Genomic DNA, 11,467 nt, shown 5'->3' with positions numbered 1-11,467 from the left:
GCGTTCATTTCGTTGTGTCTTTATTCTTTCAGCCGTTCAAGTCCCTGTCAAATTGACCCGACTTGCTCGACTTGCTGGAATTAAGACCCGCCCCGTTTCCGGGACAACCCCTCTAACTTACCAGCCCCCAGAACCAGACGCGCACGTCTCGCACCGAAGTGGAAGGGAGGTTGCCCCCGAGTGAGATCGACGATCAAGCGCCGCCCTCTCGGGACTGGTGAACTCTATGTACGCCTCCGGGAACCGTCAAATCGACGGTACGCACGCCTACCAGGGGTACGTACCGGGCGTGCGAGAGCAAGCGGCGCCAAGGGCGCTCATCATCCTGGTGGGCATAGCGGCCGCCGTCATCGTCCTCTACGGAATCCGTGAGGTCGCGTCGATTGCCGGCCCCATCGTGCTGGCGCTGGTGCTCGTCATCGCCGTCTCCCCCGTGCGGCGCAGGCTCGCCGCCTGGCACGCGCCCACCTGGCTCCAGGTCGCGGTGCCGTTCCTCATCGTCGTGCTCGTGCTTCTCGGCATGGTCGGCATCCTGGTCATCTCGGCCACCCAGCTCGCCTCGCTGCTGCCCTCGTACACCGTCCAGTTCCAGCAACTGCTCTCCGACGCCCAGCACTGGGCCACCACGCACGGCGTCAGCAACGACGTGCTCAACAAAGGACTGGCGGCGTTCGACCCCGGCAAGATCGTGGAATTCGCGCAGGCCCTGCTGGGCAGTGTGATCGCCATTCTGTCGTCGATGTTTCTCATTGTCGTGTTGTTGCTGGCGATGTGTCTCGACGCTCCGGTGACGGCGAAAATACTCACCGCCGGCACGGGCAACGGGGCGCGGCTCGTCCCCGCGCTGGCCACGTTCGCGCACAAAACTCGGCGCTACCTGATCGTCTCGACCGTCTTCGGGATCATTTACGCGGTGCTCGACGTGATCGCCCTGACGCTGCTGGACGTACCGCTCCCGCTGCTCTGGGGTGTGCTGGCGCTCATCGCCAACTACATCCCCAACATCGGCTTCATCATCGGCCTGCTGCCGCCCGCCATGCTCGCGCTGCTGGACGGCGGCGTGCAGAAAATGTTGCTCGTCGTCGCCGCGTACACCGTGACCAATGTCGTCACGCAGTCGTTCATTCTCCCCAAGTTCCTGGGGGACGCCGTGGGGCTGTCGACGACGATGACATTTCTTTCGCTGATCGTGTGGACTTTCGTGTTGGGCCCGCTGGGCGCCATTCTCGCCATTCCGCTCAGCCTGCTGGCGCGGGCGCTGTTCATCGACAGCGACCCGACCGCCGGGTGGGCCCAGGCGCTGTTGTCGGGCAAGCTACCCCGCGGGTGAGACCAGGTGGCGCATGGACACCCCGCTCAGCCGCTTGACGTCGTGTGACAGGTGCGCCTGGTCGGCGTAGCCCGCCGTGACCGCCACCTCCGCCAGGGGGACGCCCGCGCGGGCCAGGGTCAGCGCGCGCTGGAAGCGGACGATGCGCTGGAGGATCTTGGGCGCGTAGCCGAACGTGACCAGGCTGCGGCGGTGCAGCTGGCGCTCGCTGAACCCCAGGTCCCACGCCACCTCGCCGACCGTGCGGCCCATCCTGAGCGCGCCGGCGATGGCGGCGCCCGCGGGATCGGCGGGGACCTCGCGGGCCAGGCGGCCCCTGACCGCCGCGAGCATCGCGTCGAGCCGCCCGGGAGGCGCGACATCCGCGGAGTGCAGAGACGGGAGGTCGGCGAGCCGGATGGGCTGATCCCGGAGGGACGGGGGGTCAGACACCGAGACCCGCTGATCGCGGCGAGAGGAGAGGGCGGACGCCCCGACGGGCTGATCACGGAGGGAGGAGTGAGCGAGCACCCCGACGGGCTGATCGTGCAGGGAGGTGAGGTCGGCGGGCCGGGCAGGCTGATCACGGAGAGATGGAAGGGCGGACACCCGGACGGGCTGGTCGCGTAGGGACGGGAGGTCGGACACCCGGACGCGCTGGTCGCGCAGCTCCTGGAGCGGGACGCCGAAGAAGTCGCCCACCGCCCCCGGCCTGAAGCGGATGCCGACGAAGGTGTCGCCGGAGGCCATCGGGGTCGGCATGGGCCCGGTGTCCGGACCGGCCACGAACAGCCCCTCAGGCCCCCAGATCAGGTCGACGCAGGCGTCGGGCACCACGAGCTGCGTGGCGTCGGCCTCGCTGACCTGATGCCACACGCAGGCGAGACGGCCCGCGAGGTCGGCGGTCGGAGGCCGTTCCACATACATGCCTCCAACGTACTCCGCCTCACTGACAGAACCCCGGCAGCCTCCCGTACGCCTGCAGCGTCCTGAGCCGGTGCACGGTGAGGTAGCCGCCCCACTCGTGCTCCACCAGCGGCGTCCACATCAGCCAGTTCCCGCTCCAGCCCCCGTCGTCGGACTGCGCGCGGAGCAGAGCGTCGAGGTGGGCGTCCAGGACGTCCTCCGTGAACATCGGGAGCCGCAGCGGCGACGGCGCGAAATCCAGGGGGAAGTGAGCGTCCCCGGGCGCGTCGGGATCGAAGGAGACGTTCGCGAGCAGCGCGTCACGCAGCCGCGCGAACTCCGCCTCCGCACGAGGGCGATCCGGCACCAGGTCCAGGAACGTCACGACGGCGCGGGCCTCGTACGGGCTGATCTCGGTGAGGGCGGCGATCCGCGACCAGCAGAAGTCGGTCGCGGCGGCGAGCCAGGGATGCGTGCTGCCGTGCTTGTGCAGTAGCCCCGCGATCGACGAGGTGGGGACGAGGTTCCCCGGCGGGTCGTCGGGGGTCTCCCACCACGGCGCGCGGGGCGTGTCGCGGACGGACGGCAGCACGAACGGCACGCCGCCGTCCGGCGTGCCGACCCCGGCCAGGTAGTCGCACGCGGCGGCCACCATCGGCGAGTCGAACGCGTCCAGCTCGTCGAGGATCCAGAAGGCCACCTCGACCGGCTCCGGCTGGCTGCCCGCGCCGCGCAGGTCGGGCTCGAGCGCGTGGCCGAAGCCGCCGTCGGTGTTCTGGTAGCAGCGCAGCACGTCGAGCACCCGTTCGCGGGGCCCGTCCCGGAACAGCGCCGCGAACCGCAACCTGTCGAGCAGGCGGCCGTGGAGCTGCAGATATGTCTCCGCACGGTCGATCACGTCCATGACGGCGAAGCTACTCCTTCCCCTGGGCCGTCCTCTTGTCGAAATCGGACATGCTCACGGAGTGGCCAGGGCCTCCGTCGGCGACATCCGCGCGGCCCGTACGGCCGGGTAGAAGCCCGCGATGCCGCCGATGATCAGCGTGGCGAAGACGCCGCCGAGCATCGCCCAGACCGGGACGATCGCGGGCCAGCTCTGCAGGCTCGCGTACGCCGCCGTGACGCCGATGCCGAGCAGCACGCCGCCCACGCCGCCGATGGCCGACAGCAGCAGCGACTCGGCGAGGAACTGCACCCGGACCTGGCCGCGCGTGGCCCCGAGGGAGCGGCGCAGGCCGATCTCGGCGCGCCGCTCCAGCACCGAGATGACCATCGTGTTGGCCACGCCCACGCCGCCGACCAGCAGGGCGACGCCGCCGAGGCCGAGCAGGAGCGCGTTCAGCGTGGCGTCGGTGGCCTGTTTGGCGGCCAGGACGTCGGACGGCCTCGACACCTCGACCTCGTTGGGCGTCTCCGGGTTCGCGGTGGCGGCCAGGACGTCGCGGACGGCGGCGACGTACTGCTCCTGGGCCCTGGTGTAGATCGTGGTCGCGTACCCGTCGAAGCCGAGGCGCTCCTCCGCGACCGGCCAGCCGACCAGGGCGGCCGTGTCGAGCTCGGGAGCCAGGGGCGCGGGCGCGAGCACGCCCACGACGGTGAACCACTGCCCGCCCAGCCACACCCGCTGGTCGGGGCCGGCCTGGACGACGCCGAGCCGGTCGGCCGCCTTGGCGCCGAGCACGGTGGCCGGGTAGCGGTGGGTGGCCTCGTTCAGCCAGGCGCCGCTGACGACGGTGGCGCCGACGTCCTCGATGAGGTCGAGGCGGGCGGCGGTGACGGAGACGCTGCCGGTCTGGGCCTCGGGGATGTGGTCGTTGCGGTAGACCTTGGCCGGTGTGGTGCCGGTGGCGGTGACCGCGGTGACGGGGTCGATCTGGCCGATCATGCCCTCCGACTCGGCGGGCAGGTGGGACGCCTCGCCGAACAGGGTCTGGCCGGGCGAGACGGTGAGCAGGTTCGTGCCGAGCGCTTCGAGCTGCCGGTTGAGGTCCTCCTGGCTGGAGGCGGAGATGCCGACGACGCCGAGCATGGCCGCGATGCCGATGGCGATGCCGAGCGCCGACAGGAACACCCGCAGCGGCCTGGCCCGCAGGCCCGCCCCGCCGACCCTGATCACGTCGCGCGGCCGCATCCGGGCCGCAACCAGAAGAGTCATGTCCGAACCCCGTCCACGCGCCCAACGCGCGCCTCCGGCACGACCAGGCCGTCCAGCATCTCGACCTGACGGGGCAGCGAGGACGCGATGTCGCGGTCGTGGGTGATGACGACCACGGTGGTGCCGCCCGCGTTCAGCTCGCGCAGCAGCTCCATCACGCCCGCTCCCGAGCGGGAGTCGAGGTTGCCGGTGGGCTCGTCGGCCAGCAGCAGCCGCGGCTCGCCGACCACGGCGCGGGCGATGGCCACGCGCTGGCGCTCGCCGCCGGACAGCTCGTGCGGGCGGTGGCCGAGCCGGTGCCCGAGGCCGACGCGTTCGAGCGCCTCGTACGCCCGTAGCCGCCGCTCCCGCAGGGACGGACCCGCGTACAGGAGGCCGTCGGCCACGTTGTCCAGCGCGCTGACCCCGGCGGCCAGGTGGAACTGCTGGAAGACGAAGCCGATGACGTTCGCGCGCAGCGCGGACAGCTGCTTGTCGGTGAGCGAGCCCACGTCGTGCCCCGCGATGCGGACCAGGCCGCCGGACGGGCGGTCGAGGGTGCCGATCATGTTGAGCATGGTGGACTTGCCCGAGCCGGACGGGCCGACGATGCCGACGAGCTCGCCGTGCTCGATGCCCAGGGAGACTCCACGGAGCGCGGCCACGTCGCCGTAGTCCTTGCTCACGTCGTGCAGTTCGACGATCACTTGGGCACCGCCACGGTCGTGCCCTCCTGGACGCCGGTGACCTCGACCCGGCCGTCGGCGAACATGCCGGTCTCGACCGCGGCGTAGCGGGTGGCCGGGCCCTCGACGACCTGTACGCCGTAGCCGCCCTCGGCCAGGGCGAACAGCGCGCCGACGGGCACGGCCAGGACGTCCTTGCGCTGGTCGGAGACGATCGTGACGTCCACGGGGGCGGCGTCGTACGACTTCTTCAGCCCGCTCACCGACACCTTGACCTCCACGGTGGTGGTCGTGTCGTTTCCGCTGCCGGTCTCGGTGGCGACCTTGCCCACGCGGGTGATCCTGCCGTTCACCTCGGTGCCGTCGGGCAGCTCGACGGTGGCCTTCATGCCCTTCCTGACCAGGTGCTCGTCGGTAACGTCGAGGTTGACGAGCACCTGGCGGGTGGTGCCGGTGGCGGTCAGCACGGGGCCGCCCGCGCTGTCGCCGAGCGCCTTCTTCAGGTCGGCGACCCGGATGGGGCCGTCGGCGACCACGACGTCCCCCGGCTGGATCTTGCCGGTGACGTCGAGCCCGAGGTCGTCCTGCCAGTCCTCGACCGCCTCCCTGGTGGCCCAGGTGAACTCGCCGTCCACGTCGAATCCGGTGTAGCCGAGCTTCTCGAGGTTGCGTTCGAGCAGTTCGACGTCCTTGCCCTCGACCCCGTCCTCCAGCGTGCGGTACAGGGGCATGGTGCCGTACAGGAGGGGGCGGCGGTCGGCGTCCACGCTGTAGACGGCGTGGCCCCGGGTGATCGTGGTGCCTTCGCCGGGGAGCCAGGTGATCGTGCCCTGGGACTTGGCGGTGACGGTCAGGGGATCGCCGTAGCCGAGGGTGCCGTCCACGGTCTTCGTCTCGGTGAGGGTCGTGCGGGTCACCTTGGCGGTGGCCGGGGGTGTACGGGTGGCGGCGGCCGTACCGGTGCCGTCTCCGCCGAAGCCCACGGCGGCGGCAGCGACGGCGGCGGCGAGCAGCGCGGCGCCGCCCGTCCAGGCCAGCGCCCGCAGGGGGCGGCGACGGCGGGGCGGTAAGGCGCGGACGGCCGTCGAGGGCTCCTTGACCTGCGTCACTTCCGCTCCCCCAGCTTCGGGAACTTCTTGCCACAGATCTCGAAGGCCTTCTTGAACGTGGGGTCGTTCCGGTCCAGCTTCAGCGCGGTGCCGCTGGAGAAGCTGCCGTCGGGGTTGGGATCGGGCCAGTCCACGCCGTTCTCGCGCATGCACCTGGCCAGCTCGCGGAGCTTGTCGACCTGCTCCGGGTCGAGGTTCTTGCGGTCTTTGAAGGGGGCGTAGGCCTGGCAGGCCGCGACGGCGTCCATGACCTTCTTCTTGTCGGCGTTCTCGCCGATCGCCTGGAGGCCGCCGCCCCCGTTCGGGTCCGGGTCTTCCATGGGGATCCCGTGGTCGCGCATGCACTGCGCGAACTTCCTGCCCTGCTCCTGCGGGTCCGCCGTGCCGGTCGGGCTCGCGCTCGCGGAGGGCTTGGCGGAGGAGCCCACGGCCACGGAGGCGACTCCCGTGTCGCCCTGTTGGCTGCCGCAGCCGACGGCGAACGCGGCCAGCAACCCGATCAGCAGCGGGGGCGCGATGAGTGTCTTCGTCATGCCTCCGAATGTGCCGAGCGCCGTTCAAAGCGAGCTGGGAGCCGCCTCGGAGCCAGGTAGGAGGACGCGGAACGTCGCGCCCTCGCCTGGCGCGGTGTCCACCTCGACGCGGCCCCCGTGGGCGCTGACGATGGCGGAGACGATGGCCAGGCCGAGCCCGGCGCCGCCGTCGGCCCTGGATCTGCCCCGGCCGACGCGGTAGAGGCGGTCGAACAGGTGCGGCACGTGCTCGGGCGGCACGCCGGGCCCGGTGTCGGACACCTCCAGCACGGCCAGGCCGTCCGATCTGCCGACCTTGACGGTGACGGACGCGTCGGGGGGCGTGTGGCAGAGCGCGTTGCCGACGAGGTTGGCGGCCACCTGGCGCAGGCGGGCGTCGTCGCCGGTGATCGTCACGGGTGCGAGGGGGCCGTCGAGGGCGGCGAGCCTGACCTGCCGGTCCGGCGCGCGTACGCGGGCGTCGCGGATCGTGTCGGCGGCCACCTCCAGCAGGTCCACGGGCCGCCGCTCGATCGGGCGTTCCTCGTCGAGCTGGGCCAGCGTGAGCAGGTCGTTGACCAGCACGCCCATCCTGGCGGCCTCGTCCTCGATCCGGTGCATCGCCTCGCCGGCGTCGCCGCCCCTGCGGTGCAGTTCGGCGAAGCCTCGCACGGAGGTGAGCGGGGTGCGCAGCTCGTGGGAGGCGTCGGCGAGGAAGCGGCGCATGCGGGCCTCGGAGTCGGTCCTGGCGGCGATCTCGGACTGGAGGCGGTCGAGCATGACGTTCATGGCGCGGGCCAGACGGCCGGGCTCGGTGTGCGGGTCGTCGGCGGGCACCCGGCGGTCGAAGTCCCCGCGGGCGATGTGGCCGGCCGTGGCCTCCATCCTGGTCAGCGGGCGCAGGCCGAGGCGTACCAGGGCGCCGGCGGCCAGGCCGATCAGGAGCAGCACGAACGCGCCCACCACGATGAAAATGGCGATGGCGGAGGTCTGGGTCTGCTCGACCTCGGCGAGCGACTGGGCGAAGACCAGGGTGCTGCCGTCGGACGCCTTCACGGCGCGCACGCGCCAGGAGGGCCCCGAGGTGCCCGGCGCGGTGTAGTTCTCGCCGGTCCTGCCCTCGTCGACGACGGGGCCGGGTTGGCCGGAGGCGCCGAACCTGTACTGCAGCGTGCCGTCGGAGCCGAACACCATGATCTGCTGGATGGCGGCGACCCGCTTCGTGAGCACCTCGGAGACGACGTCATTCATCGGGGACGCCGTGAGCGTCCGTATCGACCCGAAGAGCTGGCCGTTCTTGATCGTGGCCATCTTGGTGAGCTGTTCGAGCTGCTTGTCCACCCGGTCCGTCAGGCTGCCGCGCAGCAGTACGACGCCCGCCACGGTGGAGAGCACCAGCCCGAGCGTGGCGACCCCGAGCACGGCCATGACCAGGCGGGTGCGCAGGGTCCAGGCGGCCGGCCTCACCGCGGGGTCCTCAGCGTGTAGCCGACGCCGCGCACGGTGTGGATGAGCTGCGGCTCCCATTTGTCGATCTTCTTGCGCAGGTAGTAGACGTACGACTCGACGATGCTGGAGTCGCCGTCGAAGTCGTAGTGCCAGACGCTGTCGAGGATCTGCGCCTTGCTCACCACCCTGCCGGCGTTGGTGAGGAGGTATTCGAGGAGGTTGAACTCGGTGGGCGACAGGTCCACCGGCACTCCGGCCCGGGAGACCTGGTGGGCCGCGGGGTCCAGCTCCAGGTCGGCGTAGCGGAGCACGTCGTTGCGGGGCGTCGAGCGGCTGCGGCGCAGGATGGCGCGGATGCGCAGCACCACCTCCTCCAGGCTGAACGGCTTGGCCACGTAGTCGTCGGCGCCCAGCGTGAGGCCCTGGACGCGGTCCTCGACCCGGTCGCGGGCGGTCAGGAACAGCACGGGGACGCGCTCGCCCAGCCGCCTGGCGACCTCGAACCCGTCGAAGTCCTCCAGCATCACGTCGAGCACCACGATGTCGGGGTCGAACTCCCTGGCGGCCGTCACCGCCTCCGCACCCGTCTCCGCGGTCCTGACCTCGAACGACACCAGCCGCAACGTCTGGGAGAGCAGGGCGCGGATGTTCGGCTCGTCGTCCACGACGAGCACCCTGGCCGGTCGGTCCATGGGTAAAGGTCTACCCGAACCACCTCAAAGCGGGCTCAAAGCGCTCATCTCACGTCGGAGATCGGCCCCCGCGGCCGGACCGGCACGTCGCGGTGAGCGGGCCGGGCGCGCCCCACAGGAACACGGGCCGAACCCGGCGCCGGCCGCGCATCACATTTAATTCCGTTGCCCGGACGACGGACCGCTGCCTACTGTGACCGGCATGACATGCATGTTCTCCTGCCCGGTTTTCATTCGCATCCGCCACGGCCGGGCTCTGGCCCGCTAGCGGACGCGAACACGTGAGGCTGTAGCGTCCGCACGCGCGCCCAGGGCCCTTCGAGACCTGTCAATCTCGAGGACCCGAAAGGGCAAGTGCTGTGGCGCAGAATTTCGCGCACGGAAACTATTCGCATACTCAGCGTAAAGCCAGGAATGGCGGCGGCGGTCGCACGCCCAGAGACCGGGCGAGGCGCACGCTCTCACAGAATTTCCTGGCCGATCGGCATGCCGTCGATCTGATGGTGAAGGCCGCCGCTCCCGACGGGCTCGTGCTGGAGCCCGGAGCCGGGGAGGGCGTGCTCACCCTGGCGCTCGCCGAGGCGGGCGCGCGGGTCGTCGGCTACGAGATCGACCCGCTGCTCGCCGGGCGGCTGGCCGCCCGTACGCGCAGCGATCCCAGGATCGACGTGGTCAGGGGCGACTTCACGGCCGCGCGGGCGCCGCGCGAGCCGTTCGCGGTCGTGGGCAACATCCCGTACTCGATCACGTCGAAGATCGTGGACTGGTGCCTGCGGGCGCCGGCCCTGACGTCGGCGACGCTGCTCACCCAGCGGGAGTACGCCCGCAAGCGGTCGGGCGACTACGGCCGCTGGAGCCTGGTCACGGTGGAGTCGTGGCCGTGGTTCCACTGGCGGCTCGGCGACACGGTCGACAGGGAGAGCTTCCGCCCCGTCCCGTCCGTCGACTCGGCGATCCTGCGCGTCCAGCGCAGGCCCGAGCCGCTCGTCGCCTCGCGCCGCTCCTACCAGGAGCTGGTCGAGCTGGGCTTCGGCGGCGTCGGCGGCTCGGTGCGCGCCTCGCTGAAGACCCGTTACCAGGGGGTGGACGCCGCGCTGAAGGCGGCGGGCGTCGCCCGCGACACCGTCGTGGCCCACGTCCACCCCGACCAGTGGATCATCCTGTGGGAGGGCCTATGCCGGTGAGCTGACCTTGGCCTGCTTCGACGGGCCGACGAGAGGAGCCAGCCCTGGGGCCGTGGTCGCGACGCGGCGGCCCCAGGGCATGGCCAGCGCCAGGATGGGCAGCAGCACGATCGACGCCCGCGACCAGTCCTGGTGCAGGTACCACCAGCTGTTGACGTCGAACTGCGTCATGTAGAGGTAGCCGTATCCGGACCAGATCGACACGCCCACGATGGCCGGCCAGGCGAACCTGGTGGGCCGGGCGACCAGGAACGGCATGAACCACATCAGGTACTGGGCCCCGAGCCGGGGCGTCACGACCATGAAGACGAGCAGGATGGCCGTCGTCATGTCGATCGGGTCGGCGCGCCGCCAGTAGAGCACGGCCGCGACGACGCACAGGTAGATCAGGTTCGTGCCGAACGAGGCCAGGTCGGGCCGCAGCGCCCAGTCGCCGCCGGTGTACCAGGGGGTCCAGCCCCACTCGCCGACGATGGGGCGGATGTCGCGGATGGTGTTGATGACGGCGGGGATCTGGTTGAGGGACGTGCCCGCGAAGACCGGCAGCGTGACCAGGAAGAACAGCGGCACGATCCCGGTGGTGAACATCGCGGCGACCCGGGAGCGCAGGTTGGGCAGGAGCAGCAGCATGCCGGGGATCAGCCAGATCGGCCAGCTCTTGGCGCACAGCGCCAGGCCCATCAGCACGCCGGCCAGCGCGCCCCGCTTGAGGTCGGCCCTGTCGCCGGGGGCCGGCAGCAGCGCGCGGTGCAGCATGCCGCCCCGGCCGATCACGCGCGGGATCGAGGAGCGCACACCGTACGCGGCCACGCCGGCGCGCACCCGGGCGACCACGTCCGTCGCGATGCCGGGACGCTCCAGCGCGCCGGGGCCGCGGGCGACCACGAACGCCGCCACGCCGAACACGAGCGCGACCGGCTCGACCTGGCCATGGATGGCGGCGATCATCAGGGCGAGGGGGTTGAGCGCGTACTGGAGCGCCCGCAGCGACGCCTTGGGGCCGCCGGCCAGCTTGGCCACCAGCGGGATGAGCGCGATGTCGGCGACCACGGTGACCAGGCGCCCGGCGTACTCCCACGGGATGCCGAGCCACAGCAGGATCCCGTACACGTACGGGATGGTCGGCAGGAAGTGCCAGCCACCCTCGCTGGCGAGCACCGGGTCCTGGCCGCGCAGCACGGCCTCGCCCGCGGGCTTGAAGCTCTCCATGAAGTCGACGGGTTGCCACGAATCGATGGCCGACGTGTACATGATGAGCAGGCGTACGGCCACGCCGACGACGATGGCGACGACGAGCGGTGGACGCCAATCCCGCCATTGGGCGACTAGAGCGAGTACGACACCGGCGACGAGGACTATCCCCGTGAGAACTGCGTAATCCATGGCGGCCTCTAGCCTGCCGTAACTCCGGCAGTGGTTTCCACCAGGGCTTCCAATTCTTATCCCCGACATGCCGATACGTATGGCGATAGAGCATCACTGTCTG

At 70.9% G+C, this 11,467-nt stretch carries 11 protein-coding genes; 2 read left to right on the top strand and 9 right to left on the bottom strand.

Annotated elements, in window-relative coordinates; genetic code table 11:
- The first annotated feature begins 289 nt into the window (after positions 1-289).
- The gene (locus tag ABZX61_RS58630) at positions 290-1,330 is read left to right on the top strand and encodes an AI-2E family transporter (protein ID WP_355210098.1); all 1,041 of its coding nucleotides are present in this window, start codon (positions 290-292) and stop codon (positions 1,328-1,330) included.
- Here ABZX61_RS58630 and ABZX61_RS58625 read toward each other — a convergent pair.
- From ABZX61_RS58625 to ABZX61_RS58590, 8 genes are read right to left on the bottom strand one after another with little or no spacing between them, the layout of a single operon-like run.
- Positions 1,316-2,236, bottom strand: coding sequence for a DUF6597 domain-containing transcriptional factor (locus ABZX61_RS58625; protein WP_355210095.1), 921 nt, complete (start codon positions 2,234-2,236; stop codon positions 1,316-1,318). The genes ABZX61_RS58630 and ABZX61_RS58625 overlap by 15 nt on opposite strands.
- Before the next feature lie 19 nt (positions 2,237-2,255).
- Positions 2,256-3,119, bottom strand: coding sequence for a hypothetical protein (locus ABZX61_RS58620; protein ID WP_355210093.1), 864 nt, complete (start codon positions 3,117-3,119; stop codon positions 2,256-2,258).
- A gap of 54 nt (positions 3,120-3,173) precedes the next feature.
- Positions 3,174-4,370 carry an ABC transporter permease gene (locus tag ABZX61_RS58615; RefSeq protein WP_355210090.1) on the bottom strand — a complete coding sequence of 399 codons (1,197 nt, stop codon included), beginning with the start codon at positions 4,368-4,370 and terminating at the stop codon, positions 3,174-3,176.
- On the bottom strand, positions 4,367-5,053 hold the full coding sequence (locus ABZX61_RS58610) for an ABC transporter ATP-binding protein (protein ID WP_355210107.1): 687 nt from the start codon (positions 5,051-5,053) through the stop codon (positions 4,367-4,369). Before ABZX61_RS58610 ends, ABZX61_RS58615 begins: the two co-directional genes overlap by 4 nt.
- Entirely contained in the window at positions 5,053-6,144 is a 1,092-nt protein-coding gene (locus tag ABZX61_RS58605; RefSeq protein WP_355210087.1) for a peptidoglycan-binding protein, read from the bottom strand. Before ABZX61_RS58605 ends, ABZX61_RS58610 begins: the two co-directional genes overlap by 1 nt.
- A complete protein-coding gene (locus tag ABZX61_RS58600; protein WP_355210084.1) occupies positions 6,141-6,677 on the bottom strand; it encodes a hypothetical protein in 537 nt (178 codons plus the stop codon). The genes ABZX61_RS58605 and ABZX61_RS58600 overlap by 4 nt, the downstream gene beginning before the upstream one ends.
- Positions 6,678-6,701: 24 nt before the next feature.
- Positions 6,702-8,123 carry a HAMP domain-containing sensor histidine kinase gene (locus ABZX61_RS58595; protein WP_355210081.1) on the bottom strand — a complete coding sequence of 474 codons (1,422 nt, stop codon included), beginning with the start codon at positions 8,121-8,123 and terminating at the stop codon, positions 6,702-6,704.
- Positions 8,120-8,797: a response regulator transcription factor gene (locus ABZX61_RS58590; RefSeq protein WP_355210078.1), complete on the bottom strand. Its 678-nt coding sequence runs from the start codon at positions 8,795-8,797 to the stop codon at positions 8,120-8,122. The genes ABZX61_RS58595 and ABZX61_RS58590 overlap by 4 nt, the downstream gene beginning before the upstream one ends.
- Positions 8,798-9,156: 359 nt before the next feature.
- Between ABZX61_RS58590 and erm the strand changes: the two genes are divergently transcribed.
- Complete coding sequence (gene erm / locus ABZX61_RS58585; protein ID WP_355210075.1) at positions 9,157-9,981, top strand: ErmE/ErmH/ErmO/ErmR family 23S rRNA (adenine(2058)-N(6))-methyltransferase; 825 nt, start codon at positions 9,157-9,159, stop codon at positions 9,979-9,981.
- On the opposite strand, the gene ABZX61_RS58580 is transcribed toward erm, so the two are convergent.
- Positions 9,970-11,364: a hypothetical protein gene (locus ABZX61_RS58580; protein WP_350738873.1), complete on the bottom strand. Its 1,395-nt coding sequence runs from the start codon at positions 11,362-11,364 to the stop codon at positions 9,970-9,972. The two genes, erm and ABZX61_RS58580, sit on opposite strands and share 12 nt — an antisense overlap.
- Between the last annotated feature and the right edge of the window lie 103 nt (positions 11,365-11,467).

The sequence above is a fragment of the Nonomuraea sp. NPDC003709 genome, assembly GCF_040610775.1.
Lineage (GTDB): Bacteria > Actinomycetota > Actinomycetes > Streptosporangiales > Streptosporangiaceae > Nonomuraea > Nonomuraea angiospora_A.
The sequence above is the reverse complement of the archived record's forward strand: the minus strand, read 5'-3'. Positions and strand labels throughout refer to the sequence as shown.

Bases quoted from the DNA above. Each gene is read 5' to 3' on its own strand.
- ABZX61_RS58625 (WP_355210095.1), bottom strand. From the start codon at position 2,236: ATGTATGTGGAACGGCCTCCGACCGCCGACCTCGCGGGCCGTCTCGCC.
- ABZX61_RS58620 (WP_355210093.1), bottom strand. From the start codon at position 3,119: ATGGACGTGATCGACCGTGCGGAGACATATCTGCAGCTCCACGGCCGC.
- ABZX61_RS58615 (WP_355210090.1), bottom strand. From the start codon at position 4,370: ATGACTCTTCTGGTTGCGGCCCGGATGCGGCCGCGCGACGTGATCAGG.
- ABZX61_RS58600 (WP_355210084.1), bottom strand. From the start codon at position 6,677: ATGACGAAGACACTCATCGCGCCCCCGCTGCTGATCGGGTTGCTGGCC.
- ABZX61_RS58590 (WP_355210078.1), bottom strand. From the start codon at position 8,797: ATGGACCGACCGGCCAGGGTGCTCGTCGTGGACGACGAGCCGAACATC.
- ABZX61_RS58580 (WP_350738873.1), bottom strand. From the start codon at position 11,364: ATGGATTACGCAGTTCTCACGGGGATAGTCCTCGTCGCCGGTGTCGTA.